Annotated in this window: 24 protein-coding genes; 13 read left to right on the top strand and 11 right to left on the bottom strand. The window is 51.3% G+C overall.

Features of this window, described 5'->3' with window-relative positions; all coding sequences use genetic code 11:
• Window positions 1–20: 20 nt before the first annotated feature.
• Together IPJ88_17050 and IPJ88_17055 are read left to right on the top strand one after the other, a co-directional pair.
• Entirely contained in the window at window positions 21–1,415 is a 1,395-nt protein-coding gene (locus tag IPJ88_17050) for a B12-binding domain-containing radical SAM protein (GenBank protein ID QQR89855.1), read from the top strand.
• A 4-nt stretch (window positions 1,416–1,419) separates the two neighbouring features.
• Window positions 1,420–1,938, top strand: coding sequence for a tRNA (cytidine(34)-2'-O)-methyltransferase (locus IPJ88_17055; protein QQR89856.1), 519 nt, complete (start codon window positions 1,420–1,422; stop codon window positions 1,936–1,938).
• Here IPJ88_17055 and IPJ88_17060 read toward each other — a convergent pair.
• The 6 genes from IPJ88_17060 to IPJ88_17085 form a co-directional block, all read right to left on the bottom strand.
• Window positions 1,927–2,283: a hypothetical protein gene (locus tag IPJ88_17060; GenBank protein QQR89857.1), complete on the bottom strand. Its 357-nt coding sequence runs from the start codon at window positions 2,281–2,283 to the stop codon at window positions 1,927–1,929. The genes IPJ88_17055 and IPJ88_17060 overlap by 12 nt on opposite strands.
• The gene (locus IPJ88_17065; GenBank protein QQR89858.1) at window positions 2,226–3,530 is read right to left on the bottom strand and encodes a sodium/solute symporter; all 1,305 of its coding nucleotides are present in this window, start codon (window positions 3,528–3,530) and stop codon (window positions 2,226–2,228) included. Before IPJ88_17065 ends, IPJ88_17060 begins: the two co-directional genes overlap by 58 nt.
• Before the next feature lie 69 nt (window positions 3,531–3,599).
• Window positions 3,600–4,613: an SDR family oxidoreductase gene (locus IPJ88_17070; protein QQR89859.1), complete on the bottom strand. Its 1,014-nt coding sequence runs from the start codon at window positions 4,611–4,613 to the stop codon at window positions 3,600–3,602.
• Window positions 4,614–4,704: 91 nt separating this feature from the next.
• Window positions 4,705–5,529, bottom strand: coding sequence for an acyltransferase family protein (locus IPJ88_17075; GenBank protein QQR92073.1), 825 nt, complete (start codon window positions 5,527–5,529; stop codon window positions 4,705–4,707).
• A gap of 473 nt (window positions 5,530–6,002) precedes the next feature.
• Window positions 6,003–6,449 (bottom strand): SPASM domain-containing protein, encoded by a 447-nt coding sequence (locus IPJ88_17080; protein ID QQR89860.1) that lies wholly within the window; start codon window positions 6,447–6,449, stop codon window positions 6,003–6,005.
• Window positions 6,446–7,141 (bottom strand): radical SAM protein, encoded by a 696-nt coding sequence (locus IPJ88_17085; protein ID QQR89861.1) that lies wholly within the window; start codon window positions 7,139–7,141, stop codon window positions 6,446–6,448. Before IPJ88_17085 ends, IPJ88_17080 begins: the two co-directional genes overlap by 4 nt.
• Before the next feature lie 131 nt (window positions 7,142–7,272).
• Between IPJ88_17085 and IPJ88_17090 the strand changes: the two genes are divergently transcribed.
• The 8 genes from IPJ88_17090 to IPJ88_17125 all read left to right on the top strand — a co-directional run bounded on the left by IPJ88_17090 (window position 7,273) and on the right by IPJ88_17125 (window position 14,232).
• A complete protein-coding gene (locus IPJ88_17090; GenBank protein QQR89862.1) occupies window positions 7,273–9,219 on the top strand; it encodes a Na+/H+ antiporter NhaC family protein in 1,947 nt (648 codons plus the stop codon).
• A gap of 116 nt (window positions 9,220–9,335) precedes the next feature.
• Window positions 9,336–9,491 (top strand): hypothetical protein, encoded by a 156-nt coding sequence (locus tag IPJ88_17095; GenBank protein QQR89863.1) that lies wholly within the window; start codon window positions 9,336–9,338, stop codon window positions 9,489–9,491.
• A gap of 216 nt (window positions 9,492–9,707) precedes the next feature.
• Window positions 9,708–11,039, top strand: coding sequence for a hypothetical protein (locus IPJ88_17100; protein ID QQR89864.1), 1,332 nt, complete (start codon window positions 9,708–9,710; stop codon window positions 11,037–11,039).
• Window positions 11,040–11,042: 3 nt separating this feature from the next.
• A complete protein-coding gene (locus IPJ88_17105; protein ID QQR89865.1) occupies window positions 11,043–11,945 on the top strand; it encodes a hypothetical protein in 903 nt (300 codons plus the stop codon).
• Between the two features lie 248 nt (window positions 11,946–12,193).
• Window positions 12,194–12,664: a carboxypeptidase regulatory-like domain-containing protein gene (locus tag IPJ88_17110; GenBank protein QQR89866.1), complete on the top strand. Its 471-nt coding sequence runs from the start codon at window positions 12,194–12,196 to the stop codon at window positions 12,662–12,664.
• A gap of 66 nt (window positions 12,665–12,730) precedes the next feature.
• On the top strand, window positions 12,731–12,889 hold the full coding sequence (locus IPJ88_17115; protein ID QQR89867.1) for a hypothetical protein: 159 nt from the start codon (window positions 12,731–12,733) through the stop codon (window positions 12,887–12,889).
• A 517-nt stretch (window positions 12,890–13,406) separates the two neighbouring features.
• The gene (locus IPJ88_17120) at window positions 13,407–13,829 is read left to right on the top strand and encodes a hypothetical protein (protein ID QQR89868.1); all 423 of its coding nucleotides are present in this window, start codon (window positions 13,407–13,409) and stop codon (window positions 13,827–13,829) included.
• 169 nt (window positions 13,830–13,998) lie between these two features.
• Window positions 13,999–14,232 (top strand): transposase, encoded by a 234-nt coding sequence (locus IPJ88_17125; protein ID QQR92074.1) that lies wholly within the window; start codon window positions 13,999–14,001, stop codon window positions 14,230–14,232.
• Between the two features lie 28 nt (window positions 14,233–14,260).
• Here IPJ88_17125 and IPJ88_17130 read toward each other — a convergent pair whose 3' ends face one another.
• On the bottom strand, window positions 14,261–14,467 hold the full coding sequence (locus IPJ88_17130) for a hypothetical protein (protein ID QQR89869.1): 207 nt from the start codon (window positions 14,465–14,467) through the stop codon (window positions 14,261–14,263).
• A gap of 211 nt (window positions 14,468–14,678) precedes the next feature.
• Between IPJ88_17130 and IPJ88_17135 the strand changes: the two genes are divergently transcribed.
• Complete coding sequence (locus IPJ88_17135) at window positions 14,679–15,806, top strand: hypothetical protein (GenBank protein ID QQR89870.1); 1,128 nt, start codon at window positions 14,679–14,681, stop codon at window positions 15,804–15,806.
• Window positions 15,807–16,121: 315 nt separating this feature from the next.
• On the top strand, window positions 16,122–17,321 hold the full coding sequence (locus IPJ88_17140) for a M15 family metallopeptidase (protein QQR89871.1): 1,200 nt from the start codon (window positions 16,122–16,124) through the stop codon (window positions 17,319–17,321).
• A gap of 36 nt (window positions 17,322–17,357) precedes the next feature.
• Here the strand turns inward: IPJ88_17140 and IPJ88_17145 are convergent, their stop codons facing one another.
• Window positions 17,358–18,386: a membrane dipeptidase gene (locus tag IPJ88_17145; protein QQR92075.1), complete on the bottom strand. Its 1,029-nt coding sequence runs from the start codon at window positions 18,384–18,386 to the stop codon at window positions 17,358–17,360.
• A gap of 139 nt (window positions 18,387–18,525) precedes the next feature.
• Between IPJ88_17145 and thrC the strand changes: the two genes are divergently transcribed.
• On the top strand, window positions 18,526–19,857 hold the full coding sequence (gene thrC / locus IPJ88_17150; protein ID QQR89872.1) for a threonine synthase: 1,332 nt from the start codon (window positions 18,526–18,528) through the stop codon (window positions 19,855–19,857).
• Here thrC and IPJ88_17155 read toward each other — a convergent pair.
• Genes IPJ88_17155 through IPJ88_17165 form a run of 3 tightly spaced genes read right to left on the bottom strand, consistent with a single transcriptional unit; the run spans window position 19,809 to window position 21,252 of the window.
• Complete coding sequence (locus tag IPJ88_17155; GenBank protein ID QQR89873.1) at window positions 19,809–20,105, bottom strand: hypothetical protein; 297 nt, start codon at window positions 20,103–20,105, stop codon at window positions 19,809–19,811. The two genes, thrC and IPJ88_17155, sit on opposite strands and share 49 nt — an antisense overlap.
• Before the next feature lie 3 nt (window positions 20,106–20,108).
• Complete coding sequence (gene smpB / locus IPJ88_17160) at window positions 20,109–20,597, bottom strand: SsrA-binding protein SmpB (protein ID QQR92076.1); 489 nt, start codon at window positions 20,595–20,597, stop codon at window positions 20,109–20,111.
• 4 nt (window positions 20,598–20,601) lie between these two features.
• Window positions 20,602–21,252 (bottom strand): ComF family protein, encoded by a 651-nt coding sequence (locus IPJ88_17165; protein QQR89874.1) that lies wholly within the window; start codon window positions 21,250–21,252, stop codon window positions 20,602–20,604.
• Window positions 21,253–21,259: the final 7 nt, after the last annotated feature.

The following is a 21,259-nucleotide window of genomic DNA, read 5'->3' on the forward strand; positions in this document are numbered from 1 at the left end:
GGTGATAGCACCCTGCCAACATGAAGATTGGTCTTTTCAGCGTATTTTCACAGAAGGCATGCACTTTGAAAGACGTTGCTGGCGGTTACGGAACGGTCTTCCGTGTGGGTCACAGCTGGAGGGCAAAACTTTTAGAACGCGCTAAAACACGCCTTATCCATCTACCTCCACCTAGCTTGGGATACTTGGCTGCTTTCGCTACCCAGGGAGGCCACCAGGTCGTTGTAAGGGAACGAAGACCTTCTGCTAAAAGCCGCGATCCCATGCCTGATGTCGACCTCGCGATTGTACTTAGTTCGATCACCGATGCACCGGAAGAGCGCAAGCTGCTCGCCGAACTTAAAGATAAAGGCATCCATAGTATCGTCGTCGGCGCGTTTGCCTCAGCAAAGCCGGAGTATTACAGCGACATCGCAGATGCCGTGATTTGTGGAGAGGCCGAAGCGCTCGGACATCAACTTTTTGATAAAAACCGCACCGGGGTCATTGAGGCGGGCGAAGTCAAAGAGCTAAGCAAACTACCCCTGCCCGATTGGTCGATGTTTCCACGCAAGCACTATCGTTATGCCGGTCTTGCAGCCAAAGGTCAGGTGCTGCCTGTTCTCGGCATGAGGGGCTGCGCCTTTCGATGCAACTACTGCCCCTATCCCGTTACAGCAAGTTATCGACTGCGACCCGTATCCGATGTTGTCGATGAAGTCCGCTTCCTAAAAAAACACTATGGCGTACGGGGCATCGCTTTTCGCGATCCGTTGTTTAACGCATCGCGCCAACGTTTGGCTGCTTTCATCGAACAACTCAAAGGCTTGCAGATTCACTACAGTGCTGAGATGCGAGCAGACCGTTTGGATATCGAGACGCTTGATAAGCTTTACGATTCTGGACTACGTAGTTTGCAAATCGGTATTGAGAGCGCGGATGCTTCGTTCGCAACATCACTGAACCGTGATGTTCCAGATCTTACACAGATTAAAAAGCTGGTCCATCACGCTGAAAAAATCGGCATTCGTGTCATCGCAAACTACATACTCGGCTTACCGAACGATACGGAAGCACGCATGAAACAAAGCATCGATTTTGCTAAAAAGCTCAACAGCTTTGCAGTGCAATTTACCGTGGCAACACCTTATCCGAAAACCCAGCTTGCAGCCGCGGTTAAAGATAAAGTCCATGCAAAGCCGGGGCCTGCTTTTAGTGGGTGGGAGCCCACCTTCGTCCATCCTCAAATCGAAACACACACGCTAAAAACCATGCGCGAAAAAGCCTATATCAGTTATCATTTTCGAGTAGCTTACCTGCTTCATTTTGTTTCGTTCTTGACAAGGCCCTTTCAAAAGAAACTGCGCGCTCTCTTTTCGATCAAAGCATTAAACTCTAAAACGCAATGCAAACTTACTCTTAGCAAAAGCGAATAACACCATGCCTGTGTCGCCCAAACTTCGCTATCAAAGCCATAAAGAACCTTTTCACATTGTACTTGTGGAACCTGAAATCCCTCCAAACACCGGAGCCATCGCTCGAACCTGCGCGGCCACTCAAACAGTGCTGCACCTGGTTGGTCCCCTAGGCTTTCGCATCGACGATCAAGCGGTAAGACGCGCAGGGTTAGACTATTGGCATCTCGTCAACATGCAGCGACACGATAGCTTTGAACAATTTTTGGAATGCAACCCGGATCGACCTTTGCATTTTTTAAGTGCAGGCGCCCGGAAAAGTTATCTTCAAGCTAATTTTCAAGCCGGGGACGTTTTGGTTTTTGGTAAAGAGTCCGTTGGGCTGCCGGATACACTTTTGACCCGTTATCCTGAACAGTGCATTGCTATTCCCACTTTGAGCGGCGGCGTTAGCAGTCTCAATCTTTCCAACGCTGCTGCTCTGGTTCTTTATGAAGCGCTCCGAGTCACCGGGCAACTCGAAACACTTTCGCTAAGTGAATAGCATCAAAAAATCATCGATAAATATCACCACAAAAAGCATTGCTATAAAATACACAACCAAGCCGAGATATTGGGGCATCCAAGCGCGATTGCTTTGCACTAACTCTTTCACATCCAACACAATGTCATGGGAATATTCATAGTTCCCGCGTGGGGCTCCAAGTCGACTGACCAGTGCGGTAGTTGATATCGCAACAACAAGCCCAAAGAGATTCCACCACATCCAGAAAACCTCACCCTTAAACAAATAAAGCAAGACGTTGACGGCGATGCCTGATGCGACGCCAGTCAGCACCGCCGGCCCAGTGGCTCGGCGATCGACAAGGCCCGCAACAAAAGCCGCCAAAATAGGTCCATAGAAAAAACTTCCGAGTTTGTTGATGCCCTCCACGACCGTGCTTGAAATATTGCCAACCCAGAAAGCAAAAAGGGTGATGGATAGCCCCCAAAAGCGGTAATACCCTTGCTCGTCCAAAGTTTTCGACCTTGTGAAGCCCCGCGAAGCTTGCTTTCAATGAAATCTCGCATGGTTGCTGCCGAAAGACTGTTTAGGTTGGAATCAAGGCTTGAAATAGCCGCCGCCAAAATCGCCGCAAAAAGGATACCTCGCAGTCCCGAGGGTAAAAACATCCGGATGTACTCTGGAAGCAAACTGTCTAGGCGGTTGGCCGAAATCGCCTGCTGCAATTCCTGGGATTGCGCGTACACCGCGCCAACTGCAAGGCCCATGAAGATATACAAAAGAGTCAATGGAAAACGAAACAAGCCATTGAACATCAAAGCACGTTTGGATTCATCAACCGAAGGAGCAGAAAGCATGCGTTGCGCCTGGCTCTGATCGACGCCGTAGTAGCTGACGTACAAAACGAAACCGCCCAAAACAAAACCCCAAAATGGTGTTTTGCTTCCATCGCCTAAACCTAAGCCCCACTCGATTGCCGAAAGGCGTGCTGGCTCATGTGCAGCGATGATGTCCGCAAAACTTCCGACCTGATGAAAAGCCACGACAATGCAAAGTAAAATGCCCGCAAGCAAAATAAACATTTGCATGACATCGGCATAAACCACAGCAGTCATGCCACCAATCGAATCGTAAAGTGTTGTTGCAACTCCCATGACGAGAATGCAGGCCCAGACTGGAACCTCAAGACATACTGAAAGCACAACACCGGAGGCGTAAACCTGAACACCAGCAGCGAGTCCACGGCTAACTAGAAACATCGCACTTACACTTTTGCGCGTGAGCCGATCAAAACGCATCTCTAAATATTGATAGACACTTATTAATTCAAGCCGTCTAAAAAAGGGCACCACGAGTACCATGACCACAATCATTGCGAGCGGAACGGCCAGTTCGTATTGAAGCCAAGTCAGGCCACCGCCCGGCGCCAAAGCGACAAATGCCGGAATACCAATAAAACTGTTGGCCGAGGTCTGAGTCGCCATCGCTGAAATGGCTACAGCCCACCATGGCAAGTTACGTCCACCGACGTAGTAGTCATCAACATTTTTTTGGTGACGCGAAACCCAAAGCCCTAGGCCAACAACGCTTAACAAGTGAACTGCTATCACCAACCAGTCAAGACGACTCACCGAAAGGTGGTACTATAGACAGCTGAAAACACAAGAACAAAAGCCCTATTGCAGCAAATCGCGCTTTACTTAGCGATCGGCCTCAACAGAAAGCAAGGTTTGTTGCATATCGCGGTGCGGGACAAAACCGAGCTCCTGGCGCGCACGGCTATCATCCACCATGCATAAAAATCGGATATGATCGATTTCTGGCGGCGGGAAGGAAACAAGACGGTATTTCCACAACCGATTGAGTGTGGTTTTTGCAACAAACGACGGAACGGGCACCGGTTTACGACGCAACCGTTCGAATACCTTAGATAGCGGTAACTCCCCCGGGCCTCGCAAGTTGAAAATGCCTCGTACGCCTGGCTTCAGTGCGGCTACGATTGCGTCGGTGACATCTTTTTCATGGATCACTTGAATCATCGGATCAAAGCCGAGCAAGGTGAGAGGCCGTTCTAAACGCAAATAGTTGCTTGCTGCGTTTTTTACGCCGCCCAAAATATGGCAAGGGCGCAAGATGACAGTCTCTGTCTCCATATGACGCCAAAAAAAGCTTTGTGCCAACATATCCACTTCAACTAAATCGCGAATCTTGCTGAAGCTCTGTGCGCCAAGCAAGGGTGCCTCTTCGCTTAGAAACTGAGGATTGTCAGGTTGAGGTCCATACACATTGGCGCTTGAAAGCAAAACCAGTTTTGGAACTTGGTAATGCGTGATGTACTCAAGCAATTTTTGAAAAGCCACGACGTTAAAAGTGTGATGTTCTTTGTCACTCGCTCGTGGATTATGCATCACGCCTAAATGAATCACGGCCCGGATCTTGTTGGATCGAAAGATATCGCGCATCTTCCGACGTCGTAAATCAACCTTGTAGTGCTCGATATCCTCAGGTTTACCAAGAAAATCACGGCGATCGACACCAATTACTTTATCGTTTCGATGCAAGGTTCGAGCAACAAGGCGGCCAAGGCGACCACAAATACCTGTCACCAGGACTGCTCCGTCTCGTGAGGCGGCAGCACGTTTCAACTGCCCAGAAGATACACGACTTGCTCGAGCAGAAGGGCGTTGCGACTTGGAGACTGGGTTTGTGGACATATCGTATGCTTTGAATTCAACGAGCCATTGTGGCGCTAAGCTTTGGCGAAGACTAACACAGTTGTCTTTCAGATATGATCCCTTGCCATTGCTACCAAAATACGGAGCGCCTTTGCTTGAGACCGTCGCCTAACATTCCATCAATGGCATCTCGCACTTGCGCGACTTTCTTGGACACGGAAACATCATCGTCGTCCGGATGCCCCTCGAAGGTCATCGCTTCGCCAAAATAGATGCGATACTTTGTCGGCAAGGGCAGTGGGAAACCCAAAAACAGCTGAGGCAGCACTGGAAGGGCAGGAAGGCCTAATACCTTTCCAATTTTCTCAAGGTTGGCCACGGAGGGGTACTGCTCTTCTCCGCCAATGATAGCTGCCGGTACGATAGGCGTGCCCGTCTCCAAAGCCATTCGCATAAAACCAAAACCAAAATCACGCATTTTATAACGCTCTTGGTAGGGTTTAGAGATGCCTCGTATGCCCTCTGGAAAAACAAGCAAAGTGGAGTCCTGCTCGAGCAGCCGTCTTGCATTGTCCTGAGAGCCCACTACCTGCCCGAAGCGGGGATATAAGTAAGAGATAAAAGGAAGTGTGGCGGTCCATTTCTCGACCATACTCCTCGCGAAGCGAGGTGGCTCAGCGTCCAAAAGCAGAGCCGCGGTAATAATCACGGCATCCAGCGGGATCTGCCCAGAGTGATTGGCCACAACGATGGCCCTGCCCTCTGGAACTCGCTCGACGCCAAAAACCTCGGTTCGAAAATACAGTCGATGTAGAAATGCCGCGAAAGCAAGCCCATATCGAGCCACCGCTGGGTCAAAACCAAAGGGATCCATACCCACTTCGTTGTGAGCGAGCTGAATTCGGCTAACTTTGGCATCAAGCTCTTCGCCAAGCAGTTGTTCGCTCATTTCCATGAAGCGATTGCCCGTCCGGCTCAGAAGCTCTCGGAACGGTTGACGGTTCTTTAAACTAAATCGCCTAAGACTAAGTGCGTAACTGCCTTTTGGCATGAAAAAGCTCATAGCAATCACTCCGCAGCGCGTCTACTTTATCTTCAAGAAGACCGATATTGGACGCATTTTCCTTCTCGAGACGCAGCCCCATGGTAGGGCTTCGACTTCGATCTCTGGCGTCGAAGTCGAGATCGATGCTCGAGTTCGAAACCAGCATCGAGCCTGCTTTTAACTAACACTGTCAATCTAAATCCATGATTTTATAAGAAATTTCCAAAATTGACGAAATAACGTCTACGCCAATTTTTCTCATTGTAATTACTGTGTTTTATAAAAATATATGATCCAATATTCAAACGTATTTTGTCGTCCCGCCGTCATTTTCATTATGGCTCCCCTGGAAATGTCACGGATACATGTGTGTATTCATGATCTTATGACACTGCGTGCGGACAAAGCGTATCGCTGCCCATTGGATTGCCGCTGAGCGCGTACGCCCTAGCTCGAGAACCGCCGCAAACCCACCTATAATCGCAGTGACCGCAGCCGCCCTCATAGTGGTCGGCATTGCGCAGCTCGATAAGGTCGGGATTTTCGCGGTAGATCGTCTCGAGCCCGGTTTCTTTAACGTTTCCGAGGAGTGGATAAGGCAAAAATCCCGCGGGATAGACATCGCCGGTGTGGGAAACGAAAATCACTCCGTTACCGTCTCGTACACCAAAACCCTTTGATTTTGCCTGCTTTTGTAACTCTTCGATCGTCTTACCGCAGGCCAATTCCTGCTCCATCCAAAAGCGTCGATAGTGAGGAGCTTCAACTGTGCTCAGGAAAAAAGGCGCAGAGCTCGATGTCTTATAAACCCAGTCAAATAAATCATTCATTTGGCTTTGGCTGGGCATAAGTTGCTTGCTCCCCTGCCAACAGGAATCAGGACAAACAGACTCCAACGCCGGACGGGAGGGTGTGCTTTTTCGCTAAGCAAACGGTAAAGGGTCTCGACATGAGGCAAGGTATCGCGAGTAATTGTTGTGTTTATTTGCACAGGTATCTCGTGCTCTTTGGCCCATCCAAGCGCTCGCATCGAATAGTCAAAAGTGCCTGGCACTTGCCTGAATCCGTCGTGGACCTCCGCATTGGGGCCATCGAGACTTACCCCAAGCGCCATGACGCCAAGTTCCTTCATTTTAGCCACTTTTTCAGAACTTAAAGACGGCGTCGTGCTTGGAGTGACCGAAACCGGTACCGAATGGCTCCTGGCGTAAGCAATTAATTCAAAAAGATCAGGTCGTTTCATGGGATCGCCACCTGTTAGCACCAGCATACTGCCAAGTGTTTTGACGGAATCGATCAAACGCTTCGCTTGTTCAGTATTTAGCTCCGCAGGGTCGCGATACGGCAGCGCGTTCGCGCGGCAGTGTTTGCAGGCAAGATCACAGGCAATCGTGGTTTCCCAGTACACATTCCTGGGAGCATCCGAATAAACAAAACCTGCGAAGGGTTCACCGATTAACTGAGCATGTACCATGGCATTGAAGCTCTTTCTGAGTCGAACAAGCGCTTTACACTGATTCAAGCAACTACTCCCATCAGAAAGCTCTAGCAAGGTCCTTTTTGCGTTTGTTTTGTAACCTCAAGCACGGTATAGCTTCGGGTTTTGTAAGGGTTTTTTTTCTCGAAAAACTTCGAAAAAAAACGGGGGATGCTTTGAAGCGCTTTAGGCATGGTTGCATTTGGGCAGTACTGATCCTTTGCAGCATCGGTTTTATTGCAAGCCCTGGCCACGCCGATCCTAAACCAGCAAATCTCTGGGCCAAACTTGAAACCCCAAAAGTTCTTCTATCAGGGGTGCCGTTTACCTTGAGTATCAGTCCGCGCGAGCACGAGGAACTGTCCGAGGATCTGGAACTGGAAATCCTTGCAGCCTCAAGTGGTAAAGAACTACGTCGCTATCGCTTTTCAAATCCTGACATGAAAAAGCTTTGGACCATCGACGGCATTCGTATCGAGCACGGCGGTAAAGCAAAGATCCAGCTTCTGCACCAAGGCAAGGTCTTCGTTTCAAAACAGCTAAGTGTGATTCCGGGCTGGTTTTCCATCTTGCCAACGCTCATCGCCATCATCATCGCTTTGCTACTCAAAGAAGTGCTCATTGCGCTCTTCGTCGGACTCTGGATTGGCGTGATGGGCGTTCAGGATTTTTCACCAGTGCGTGGTTTTCTGCGGAGTATTGACAGCTACGTAATTAACGAAGTCGCCGATCAGCACCATGGATCGGTCATGGTCTTCACACTGATGCTTGGAGGCTTTGTTGCACTTCTTTCGCGCTCCGGAGGTGCGCATGGTTTAGCCACTGCATTTACGCGCTTTGCCAAAAACCGCCGACGTGGACAGCTCAGCACATGGGTGCTTGGCTGGGTGATCTTTTTTGATGACTACGCAAACACCTTACTCGTCGGCACAACCATGCGGCCCATTACGGATCGCTTACGTATCAGTCGAGAAAAACTCGCCTTCATTGTCGATACCACTTCAGCACCGATTGCATCTTTAGCGCTTGTCTCAACTTGGATTGGCGTTGAAATCGGCTACATCGCCGATCAGTTCGATGCGCTTCATCTCGAAGGGGATCCCTATTGGGTTTTCGTTCAGAGTCTTCCCTATCGCTTCTACCCTATTCTTATCCTTTTTTTCGGCTTGCTCTTGGTTTGGATGAAACGAGACTTTGGTCCGATGTACAAAGCCGAAATGCGCGCCATTGAAAAAGGACAGCTCCTGGCTCCGGGCGCCAAACCCATTGCCGATTTGGATGGCAAGGGGATGGAGCCCGATCCAGACAAGCCACAGCGCTGGCTCAATGCCGCCTTCCCCGTTTTGGTCGTGATCGCCATTCTTTGCATCGCCATGTACGTCACAGGTATTGAGGGCATCGATGCAAAACGAAGCCTCGGAGAAAGCATCGACACCAACTTTCGAACCATCGTCGGAAATGCAAGCTCAACCAAAGCACTGCTTTGGGCATCGCTTGTGGGCTGCATTTTGGTTATTTTCATGGCCAATGTGCAAAAGCTTCTAAGCTTTCAAGAAGCACTAAGTGCCTGGTTGCTTGGCGCAAAGTCCATGGTGCTGGCGGTTATCATTCTGGTTTTGGCTTGGGCGCTGGGCACGGTCTGCAGAGAGCTGCAAACCGCTCAGTACATCATGCAATTGGTGAGCGCATGGCTGCATCCCGGGATGCTTCCTGCTTTAGTGTTCGCAGTGGCCGGTATTGTAAGTTTCGCCACTGGAACATCCTGGGGAACCATGGGCATTATGTTTCCTCTCGTGGTGCCTCTCGCCTATGAGCTTGCACCAGCCGATGCATCCATCCGTCTAGCAACGGTCGCTTCGGTGCTTTCCGGTTCAGTATGGGGGGATCACTGCTCACCGATTTCCGATACAACAGTGATGAGTTCACTTGCTTCGGCCTGCGATCACCTTGATCACGTACGAACCCAAGTACCCTACGTCGCGCTTGTCGGTTTGGTAAGCATGATCACAGGATCACTCGGTACAGCAATGGGCTGGTACGGACCGTGGACCGGCGTGCTATTGGGCGCCGTTGTCTTGGCTTTGTTTGCTTACTTCGTCGGCAAACCAGTCGATGACAGCTGAGCATTAAGGATAGTTTTCGAAGCTTCACCAAGTTTCGGCGCAAAGCAGAAGGTTTCAAAAAACCAAACACAAAGCAATCTGTTTGATCTTGTTCCTTTGGCTCGGTCCTCAACAACATGGTGCAAATCAGGTCGAATGCCGGTCGTGGCCAAGGAAAACATGAAAACACGCACATCATTTATCTTTACGAAGCTAACGATCCTCTTGCGACCGTGGAGCTCAACTATGCGCTTCGCCGTCCCGAAGAATTAGACGCCTATTTGCAACCCTGAGCAATACGCTCTTGAGGGTGCATAACCATGCAGCAACCACCAGGGCAGACGATGGTACCTTGCTCAGGCGATTTCCACTAAACCTTCTCAAGATTGCCAAAATTGCTGACAAGGTGCTTTCAAGCATTTCATCGTTTTCGCCCAGGTTGCGTGCGGCCTCACCCGAAAGTTGCACTAGATACAAAATACCGGAAAAATACTGTTGGAGCTGCACTTATGTTTAGATTTCTTGGTATCTTTCCAAATCTTGCCATCCTTTCCCTCTGCTTGGCCGCGGGTTGCGGACAGGTGGAGTTTGGCAACACGAACGATGCTGGAGACACCGGACCTGACCCGGATGCATCGATCGGAAACGATAGCGGCAATCAAAGCGACAGCGGTACGGATAGCGGTACCAACTCTTGCACGGGTTTGACCTGCGGCTTCATACCCTCCAACGGTATCGCAGCAGTGCTGCCAAATGATACGAGTTCGCTCGGTGACACTGTAGTGGGCGCCAACGGTTCTGCCTATTGGGAAATCGATACGGACACCGGAGCCATAGAGGGCTACGATGATCTGGACCGCAACGGCAATCAGCAAATACGAGCTGGTCTGAACGCTGTAAGCGCTGGGATTTTTTATGCGCTACTTCCGAAGACAACAAGTCCGAACATTGGAGTCTTCGTCAGCCGCAGTTTGACTATTCCCAATGGCACATTTGTTTTCGGCAAAGGCAACGCTGCCCTAGCCTGGATTACGATCGAAGACGACATAACGATCGAGGGCTGGCTGTCGGTTCGCGCCGATACATTTAAGACATCCCGACCCGGACCCGGCGGCGCCCAAGGCGGCCAGGGTGGGGGTGCGGCCGGTCAAGGAATCGGCGGAGGAGGCGGTGGAACCGCTGGTGGTGGTGGTGGAGGCGGTTTCGGTAGCGTTGGCGGACTCGCCAACGACGGTGCCGCGGGCACTGCGGGGGGAATCATCTATGGAAGCGCCGAACTATCTCCGCTTGTCGCAGGTTCAGGTGGTGGTTCAGGCCCTGGTTCGACCGGTGCAGTCGGTGGAAACGGCGGAGGAGCACTGCAGTTGTTTTCTTTCACGGCCATCGAGCTCGGTCTCAGCGGGCGGATCGACGCGGGTGGAGGCGGCGGCGCAACTCCTGATGATTGCTGCAATCTGGGAAACGGCGGTGGAGGCGGATCAGGAGGTGCTATTTTGCTCGAGGCACCGACGGTTCTTATCGCCGGCCTTCTAGGTGCCAACGGTGGTGGTGGTGGCCAAGGTGGCGAGAACAGTGCTCAAATCCCTGGGACACCAGGATCTCCTACTGTGGTACCTGCGCCCGGTTCAGTGACCAGCTCTAGTAATGGTGGCGGAGGAAATGGCAGTGATGCACAAGGCGTTGCGGGCGAAGGTCTCGCCGCATTTACCAGCGGTGGAGGCGGCGGAGGCGCCGGCCGCGTTCGCATCAATACAGCAAGTGGTGCGGAGAGTTTTGGCCCCGGAATCACTCCGTCGGTGCTCTCCGGTTTGAGCACCATCGGTACCTTGGCAACCGAGTAACATGTGAAAAAGCTCACGAATGGACGACAAGTGGACAGTGTTGTTCATGATTGTACACTCGGCAGTGCAGTGGACCTAAGACGCTATTCGCGCAGAGCGCAACAACTAGGAGCATTGAGGGTTATCCTAGCACTCGCGATCGCAGCTCTTGCGATAGTAATGCATGCCCCCTCCGCCGAAGCGCAATCTGGCCCAGATGAATGGGGTCGCACAAAGAATGCCCTCCCCGGCGCTTGGCGTTTTTCGGCACCCACGCCTGGCATCCGCGGCTTAAGTTTTTTCGGATCGGCAGGCTTTGGGTACACAGAGCAGGTTCTCAAGCAGAACGATACGCACTACAGACTGTCCGGCAACGCCGCGGCAAGTGTAACGCCTTTGGATTGGCTGGGTTTTGCACTCAAGTTGGACGGTCGCATGGACTTTCATTCAAGTGACAGCGGATCTGCACAAATTGGGATGGGTGAAATGCGCTTTGTATCGCGCGCAGGCACAGCACTTGGCTTGGGATTTGCAACTGGGATTGAAGCAAGTGTTTGGCTGCCCGGAGGTGAAGCACCTTCGCTGGAGTTTGACGCGACGACCCTCGACGCTCTTTGGTCGGGAAGTTACCGCGTGCAAGAGATACCGCTTACGCTCGGAGTCAATGCAGGGTTTCGTTTGGACAACAGCGCCAACTCGCTTTCCGATCCTCAATCTCTGCTGCCTGCTAACCGACTCACCCGAAGTCTAAGCAAGTCGAACGCAGCGCTGTTTACTGTTGCCGCAAACTATGTTGCAGGCCCCATCGAAGTTCTCGCGGAATGGACGTGGGATCTGCTTGTTGGATCCGATGCTCCCCCTATCTCGGCCTCGCCCATGCGCATTGCAGGGGGCGCTCGCTGGAATCCCTCAAAAAAATACCGCTAACGATTGCTGCGATCGCCGAGATTGGTCTAAGCGCACGCTTTATAGTAACGCAAGATCAGCCGCTTGCTCCGGTCGAGCCCCTTGTCAGCGGATTTCTCACTCTCGGGTACCTGATTCCCTTTGACAAGCCGAAGGCCCCTCCAGCGAAGTCGCAAGAGCCACCGCAGGAGACGCCAGTTGTCACATCACCACCGGCGTCACCTTTTGGATCCATTGCAGGCGATATATCTGGCGAACAAGGAAAGCCCGTGGTTCAGGCCAGGGTCTCGATAGCAGGTCATGCAGACATCGTCACGGACAACAAGGGGCATTTTTTCATTGAAGGTCTCAAGCCGGGCGTCTACGAGTTGGCGATTGAAGCACAAGGGTATGAAAAAACCGTTCGAACGATCGAGCTGCAAATTGGCAAAACGTCGTCGCTCACCGTTGGCCTGGTTGTTAAGCTTCCCACAGCGCAACTGCGAGGGCTCGTTCGCTCTTATGCTGGCGACGCACTCTTCGCTACCATAAGCATTGTTCCCGGCACACTCGAACTACAGACCAACGAAACGGGTGCTTTTGAGACCGACATTGAGCCAGGAGTCTACGACGTTTCTATCAAATGCGAAGGTTACCTTAAACAGACAAGGCGCATCAAAGTCGAGGAAGGTGGCGTAACAATCCTCAATATCGACATGCGCAAAGGTGCTCGAACGCGCAGCAAGCACGGACAAAACTAGCAAATGACCTGTTTGGTTAAAAACCAAACCAGCGAGGCTCTGTAGCGAAACGCGACGAAGACTCCCTTGGACTCCAAGGCCGAAGGCAGCCCACTGATCCAAAGAGGTCCCAACGGCCTTTGGTCAGAAGGCGGAGGTACTAGTCTTTTGGCTTTTGAAAGTTTGCTCAGTCCACAAGTGGCTGAACAACGCTACGCCAAAGCCATGGGGGCCATGGCCGGTTAAATTGTCTCTCAACTTTTTCCGGGCAAGTCCATCGGAAAACCCTTTGCGCATCCCCAATAAACAAAAAAGGGGCTGACCCCAAATTAGTAATCAGGCCAGGTTGTGCCAGCGGTTGGCGATATGCTGCAAGTTTTCTGAAATTATTCCGCAATTTCTTGGCACGACCTTTGCTTTGTTTTCTGACAAAGCCAAACACCAGGAGAGCTATGAAAAACCTATTCTTGAAGTTTCTAACCTTGCTGCTCGTTTTAGCAGCTTCGGGTTGCAGTGAATCGTCGATTAGCAAATCCGAGGCCCTTCTAAGCGGCGGCCGAAGCGACATCGGAGCTGATTTGTGCCGGACTGAACTTTGGTATGGTGATGGCGAGTGCGATAGCTTTTGTCCGCATCCAGATCGTGACTGCAGTGATAGCCCTGCGGCGAGCTGGATCTTGAGGCATGTGAAGCGTCAAAGTTTTGCGAACCGATGGCTCCCCAACCCCCGTGTGAAACTTCGCAAGGTCCCTGTCCAACGGTCATGGCAATTCCGCAGAATTGCAGGCCCATTGTCTTTGATTCACCCTGCTACGATATTGAGGATGAAACCGAGTGCACAGCGACGATGGCCTGTGAAACCGAAAGCGGCTATGCATGTCCCGATGGGCAGACCTGTCCGCCGGAGTCGCCTCTGCCTGCGCAGGATTCCGGAAGCGCACCGACCGGAAGTGGTACCGTTGAGCCCGGAGGTTTCGGAATCGTGTGTGTACCGGCTGAACCAATTTTGGTTGGAGAATGCGAAATACTTGAAACGCGAAGAGGCCTGCGCCGGTGCCGGATGTGTGCCCATCTTCAAACCAGCGCCGCCCGTAGCGTGTCCGGACATCCAAGGCGAAACGGAGCCGTGCCGAGATCCCGAACCCCCGACCTATCTGGGGTGCGCAACGCCAACGCAGCCCACTGAACCCACTCCGCCACGCCCGACATTGCTCAAGGCAGCTAAAAACAAAACGAAAGCAAAAAGGCTGTCTAGACCTAAAGAGGTGCCGTAAAAATGTGCTTGGTCCCTTTTAGACCGCCTTAGCTGCAGCACGTTTGCGCGCTACTACGCAAGGCTTCGAAGAAAACTTGAGATGTACTTTACCTTTCTTCGGGACCCTTTGCGCATCGATACGAGCAACAACGCATCAGAACGAGCGCTACGGCCGGCGGTGAGTTGGCGCAAACTTAGTTTTGGCTCGCGCGATGAGCACGGTAGATTATTTGTTCAAAGGACACTCACGGTCGTAAGCACGCTGAAGAAACAAAAACGAAGCTGTTTTGCCTTTATCAAACAGGCCTTGCTGGCCAGGCTCCATAATGGGTAGCGCCGTCGCTCCTTGCGAGCAAAGCTGGCTACCCGCTGCTCACACCGGCAGCTTTGATGTCTTGAAGCCAAAAGGGCAAGGCTGCCACGCGCAGTTTGCGCAGCGCAGCGAGCACCTCGTTTGAGCATGGAAGCCTTGCCCTTTTGGCAAGCTCACTGCGCAGCCACTGAGGTCCATCCACGCCCCCAGACTTACCCCACCATTTCTGAAAACACTGTATTTTCTTTAGTGTCACAACTTAGGGGGTGTCCATCTACCTATGACACTGACAGCACGGTTCACTATCGACCGAGGCTTATTGTCTCCATCCAAGGCGTTTGCAGGGCGAAATTTATTCGTTTTTTTTTGACCGCATTGTCGAGAGTGCTTGGCATCAATGTTGCTCTAGATGGATTGACTTATTTTTCTAACATGCCGCCGTGCTGCTTTGAATAAAGGAATCCATCGTGCAACAAGCGATTCTGCTTAAAACTCTTATTCTTCTAACGGCCTCTTCATTTCTCTTGGCCTGCAATTTTGTTTCATCCGAAGGACTCGACGAAGACCAATCCGGGCAAAACCTCGAATCCTTGGGAATCTACCAACTCTCATTCAGTAACGGTGAGTTTACGACCTATGCTGGCGGCATCGGAAGCAGTCCTTTAGGCGATGAAACCTATCACGAAACCATCGCCATTCAATTTGCACCCCTCGGGGAACAATGGACAGCCTGGCTTTCCCAAGACTTTACTTTCACGGCCTACAACAGTGCGACCTACTACTTTGACAGTTCACCCAATCCCGACGCTGCTGAGCTTCCACCTCGTATTGTAATGAATCCCGACACCGCGACTTGCAGCATGTATTCCTTTTTGCCGCTCTATGTTTTCGGGCCAGTCATAAACGGCGTACGGGTAAGAGACGATCGCTACAAGTTACTGCTACGGATTGAACCCACCGACCCCAACCGATGCGCCGACCTTTCTCAAAACCTTACAACCATGGATCTCGACGTACAGCTCACTGTATTCGATGACACGCTAAATAGCAGCAATGGAGTTTGGTACAGTCGCAGCACGATCCAACGCCACAAACTCGCTGAACTCTTCGTGCAAAACAACTCCTCTGAGGACTGTACAAACAGCATTCCGGAAAGCCTTGATGAGGGCGATTCATTTTGCGCAACACGTACGATCATTGACGTCGGCGAAGGCGACAGCAACTGTGTCAGTTTTGCGGTCACCGATGGAAAATTTGGATTGCCGGAAATCGAAGTCACCGTCACGCCAATCGAGCCGCACACCGAAAGCGGAAAGCTGTCTCGCGGCGAACACTATTCTGTCAGCACATCCTATGAATGCACACAGGGAGATTTATCTTGGCGTACATGCATCGGACATAACAAAGGCGCGCTGACCTCCGGCTATTGCTCTGCGAACGGCGATACCCAAGAAAGCCCCTATACGGCCTATTCGAACATGGTTATTCGCTCATGCAGCGGCGAGCCTAGAGACGGAACCGCCACCGTATGCATCAACCCCACTCCAGGCCTGTACTATCCTGGGTCCTACAAACTCCTCGTACGGATCAAGTAAGCCCAAAGCAACTAAATGCTTATTGACTGCCTTGCAGGAACATCTTGCGGGACACGCAAAGCATTGCGTTGCAGGATTTTCTGGACCAAAGCGTGTGACATTCCCAAAAAGGTGCCAACGACCTTTGGTAGCTTCCACAAGACTGAAGGTCCTTCAGTCTCCACTTTTTTGCCGTGCTTTTTCCGCATAAGAACTGATCGGCTGCCACCCAGATGAAGGCTACCTACATGGAGTCTTAAGTCATCAGCACGCATTAAGTTTCCTACCATTCAGCAACTGAAAACAGTTTACTTATGGATTTATTGGTTTTTCCCAGTGGAACGATTCTTGCTTGTTTTTATAAGCCATATGGCCAATTTCGATGGTTTAGCTGCCCTGAATCGTTTCTTTGCTTTTTTCATGCTTCTTTTGGCGATGGCTTCTGGATGCGTTCAGAGTCCCTCAGATATTGCGATGGATGGCGAACTGCAAAAGGACAAGCCTAAATCCAGTGATAAAATTTGCGAGCTGATTCAAGATACCATCGGATACCCGCTTTCACAGATCGACAGTTTTTTCCCTTTTGAAGGTGTCCAGGGACAGTGCGCAGCTCTTATAAACGGCGCCCCCAACGTCACCGTTTTGCCATTGGTCGAACTTGTCGCTCTAAACTCTACTGAAATCCAAACGACGCTTGAGCAACAGAGTAAAGCAGCGTGTGCAGTACTTCAGCAGACACTCAGTCTCTGCAAAGAGGGCAGCTATCAGCAGGGCTCTGAGCCCTTGGTGACACACAAGACAAGTTGCCACCCAAATGCAAACTTTCATTGCGATCGTTACCATCCCGATTTTGCCGAAATACTCGGCAATGCTGAGCTAAGCTTCACTGGCGGCCTAAAAACCACTGAAGACAGTTACTGTACCGGGCAAGTTGCCTATGAGACAGGATACTCCCAACAGATTCCCGCACAACCAGTCCAGTGGTCATGCAAAGGCGACGATGCTGAAACACTCATGCAAGCAATGGAACACACCGAAAGCATTTTTGCATGGACTGTGTGGCCACTCAGCAACATTACTGAATGTGAAGAATCTGAAGAAGACAGTGTTTTTTGCAATCAATGTAAGGTTGTCAAGGCTTTGCTCGAGTGTGTGCTACCCAACCTTGGTCCTTCAAAAGAGTGCACGATGCCTGGCCCCGAGAATACGTCCGGACGAAAGTATCAAAAGACTGGTGATTACTGCTACCGCATGACGCAACTTACGGGAGGGCTTGGAGCTTCGGCACACAGCGCCGGGCTCGCTTTTGATCTCAACAATCTTTCACATCCCTTAGCCAACCGTAACAATGGGAATATCTTTAGCCTTGGCGATCAAAAAGCGATGAACATTTTTCAAACAGCACAAGTTGATCTTCCCCCAGAATTTGTGTCCATCCTAGAAGGTTGCGGTTTTGAGTGGGGCGGACGAATGAACAGCGCTGAAGGGATCCCACTTGGATGCGATCCGATGCACTTTCAGCTCCCAGCCAACTAGATCCAACATCGATTCTAGTGCCCTGCCCAAAAGCGCCTACAGTATTGCGGACTGCTTTTCGGGAACATCTTGCAGGACACGCAAAGCATTGCGTTGCAGGATTTTCTGCACCAAAGCGTGTGTCATGCCTGCATCAAGTAAAGCTTGGGTAAGATGCGGCAACTTGCTTGCATCTTCTAAGCCTTGCGTGGGCCTGATGAAGCCATCCCAGTCAGAACCCAAGGCGGGCAAACTCTCTCCTCCAACTTTAATGATATGCTTGAGGTGTTCAACCACCGCCGGGATACCGTCTTGCCCAAGATAAGCAGGACAGAAAATCACTCCAACAGCGCCTCCGTTGTCCGCAACGGCTCGCAGTTGCTCATCGTCGATGTTACGCCACATCGAATGCACCCCGCTAACCGCGGTATGGGAAACGTACATGGGCTTTTGCGCGATAGAGCAGGCTTGCATAAAACCTTTTTTGTTAATGTGAGCCAAATCAACGATCACGCCTTGCTGCTCGCAACTCTCGATCACTGAACAGCCAAAATTGGTTAAGCCCTGCTCATGGTTGACACCAAAACCCATGGCGGGAAAACCACAAGCGTTGGCAGAAAAATGCAGCAGACCGAGATAACGGACTCCACGCGCCGCGAAATGCTCGAGCCTACTCAATGAACCCTCAAGACAATGTGCGCCTTCGATGCCCAAGAGCGCCGCAACGCCATGCTGGCTTTGTTTCAAAAAGGCCTCGGCGCTTGTCACAAGCTTGAGGCGACCGTCACTCCTATCGCAAGCCGCTCGAAGAAAATCGATCTGCTGATCGATTGCAGCACCAAGGTCTGCGTCAAGCACCGGCAACGAGACCAACCCAAAAAACTGAGCACCAAGCCCACCCTCTATTAACCGAGGCACATCCACGTGCCCTCCAAACCACGCATGCGGTAAAGGGGCTTTGTGCTTTTTGTTGAGATCATAGCCAACGAACTTCGTCCAAAGTAGCGGATCGGCATGTAAATCAATGGCCGGACACTCGGCATGGATTGTTTGAACTGCGTCACTGTGATGTGGGTAGCTTTTCATTTTTGCACTGCCGATAAACACGGGACCCTTTCGTTAGCTTAGCGTAAAAAAACCCTGTCTTTCGAATTAGAGCTTTTTAGCACTTTTTAGACGAAAAACAGCGATTGTACTCCCGAAAAAAGGCACTATACTGCCGAGCATGTCTTACCATGCCATGTTCAAATGCGTCGCTGGATGCGAAGGGCAATACCCTCTCGATGAAGTTATCTACCGTTGTCCCAAATGTAGCGAATTGCTTCAGGTTCAACATGACCTTGAGGCTCTCAAAGATCAAAGTGCAGAAGAGTGGAAAGAGCTCTTCAACAAACGGCATCGCACCACCGAGTGGCCTTTTGGAAGTGGCGTCTGGGGCAAAAAAGAATGGGTGGCGCCTGGCGTAAGTGATGATCATGTAGTCTCGCTTCATGAAGGTGGGACCAATCTTTTTTGGGCCAGTCGCTATGGCAAATCACTTGGCCTGGATGACTTATGGATTAAACTTTGTGGCAATAGCCATACAGGCTCCTTTAAAGATCTAGGAATGACCGTGCTTGTTAGCGTGGTCAATCAAATGATCGCCGATGGCAAGCCTATCCGCGCCATTGCCTGCGCATCGACTGGCGATACCTCCGCAGCACTGGCTGCTTACTGCGCGGCAGCCGGCATACGCTCGGTTGTTCTGCTACCCAAAGGCAAGATCACCACCGCGCAACTCGTGCAACCTTTGGCCAATGGCTCAACTGTCTGCGCCTTGGACACTGACTTTGATGGTTGCATGAGCATTGTGCAGCGTCTGGCCACCGAACCCGGTGTCTACCTCGCCAATTCCATGAACTCCTTACGGCTTGAAGGGCAAAAAACAGTCGCTATCGAAGTGGTGCAGCAATTCGACTGGCAAGTGCCTGATTGGGTGATTATCCCCGGCGGAAATCTTGGTAACGTCTCAGCGCTGGGAGCAGGCTTTGATATGATGCTCAACTTGGGTCTTATCACAAAGCGGCCACGCATTTGCGTTGCACAAGCCCAAGCGGCAAATCCTCTTTATCTCGCCTACAAAAAGGGTTGGGACAGCTTTGAGCCCATGCTGGCACAAAACACCGAAGCCAGTGCGATTCGCATTGGCAACCCAGTCTCGATTCGCCGGGCGATTCGTACGCTCAAGAGCTACAACGGCGTGGTTGAGCAAGCCAGTGAACAAGAGCTGGCTTCCGCAGCAGCCTCTGCCGATCGCACCGGCACCTACGCCTGTCCGCACACCGGAGTCGCCCTTGCGGCCCTGGAAAAACTTGTTGCTCGTAAAGAAATAAAACAAAAAGATAAAGTCGTTGTGATCTCAACCGCCAATGGCCTGAAATTCAGTGAATTTAAAGTGCGCTACCACGAAAGCAAAATTGAAGGCGTAACCAGCACTCTAGCCAATCAACCCATCGATTTGCCCAATGACTATGATTCGGTACGCGGAGCTGTGTTGGGTGCACTCGATAAAAGCTGATCAAGCATCAAGCGCTGCTCGCGACGAAGATTGACTAAGCGCACTCGAATCCGAAACATGCCCTCCGTGGCGTCTTTTTTTGTGCAGTCAATCGTTCGGCCATTGAGCTCCATGCTTCCGCCATCATGCTCCAACACAAAGGCGATGGGGGAGCCTGGCGCATGCGCTCGAGGAAGCTCAATGCGAATCACTTCACCGCTTAGGCCCAACGCTTGTCCATGATCATCCTGAGAAACAATACGATGCAAGGTCTATCTCCTATGTTTTTGCATGACTTGACGGGCTTCTTTTTTATCAAGATCCCGCTTGATTTCTTCTCGCTTATCGCGCTTGGCACGCCCTTTACCTAAACCCAGCTCAACTTTGGCGTGGCCGTTTTTAAAATACACGCTGAGCGGGACTAAGGTGTAGCCACGGATCGTTAGTCGTGTGTGAAGCTTTTCAAGCTCGCGCCGGTGCAAGAGCAACTTGCGCACTCGAGTGGGTTCGTGACCAAAAGCTGTGGCCTGCTCGTAAGGGGCGATATGCATTTTGTACAAAAACAGCTCATCGCCATGAAAGCCAGCATAGGAGCCTTCGAGATCACCGCGCCGGTTGCGCAAACTTTTAACTTCCGAGCCTACAAGCACTAAACCGGCTTCGAGCTTTTCTTCTATCTCATAAAGCTTGCGTGCTTTTGGGTTGCGACAGACCAACAGGTCCGCTTTTTTGTCGCTTTCTTTTTTCTTTTGCTTAGCCATGCTTTTAGTCACCGCGCGCGAGCACCAGGGTATATACCTTTTTCGCGCCTTGCGCCCGAAGTGCTCCAGCCGATTCGCTCAGAGTCGCTCCGGTGCTTCGTACATCATCTATAAGTAGGATGCGAAGCCCTTTTACATCATTTGTGGCTCTAAAAGCACCCTGAACGTTAGAAATACGGGCTAAGCCACCTAGGCCGACTTGAGGAACCGTATCCCTAACACGCAGCAGCACACCGCAACGTAGAGGTTTTTTTATCGAGCGTGCCACAGCCCGGGCTAATAGCGCACATTGGTTATACCCCCTTTGCCTCAATCGCCTTGCGTGCAGTGGCACAGGGACCACGATATCCACTAAAGGCTGATAGGTATGAACTTGCTCGCACAACAAAGAACGCAGAGCTTTCGCATAGTCAGTGCGGCTTTTGTATTTGAAACTTTTTATGCCCTCCGCCAAAGGTCCGCCGTACAAAATAAGTGCAGCGTTAATCGCTGGAGCTTTGTCTTGTTTGCTGTTTAGCCGCTCCAGCAGTGGTTCACACACTTCGCAAAAGCCATCAAATCCCGCCGGATGCTCGACGTCGCATCCGGGACAGCAACGTGGTGCGAGCAAGTCCAAGCACGCGGCAAAAAAACTTTTGATATTTTTCCAAAACACCGAAGCT

The organism is Myxococcales bacterium (assembly GCA_016699535.1).
Classification (GTDB): Bacteria; Myxococcota_A; Polyangia; order Polyangiales.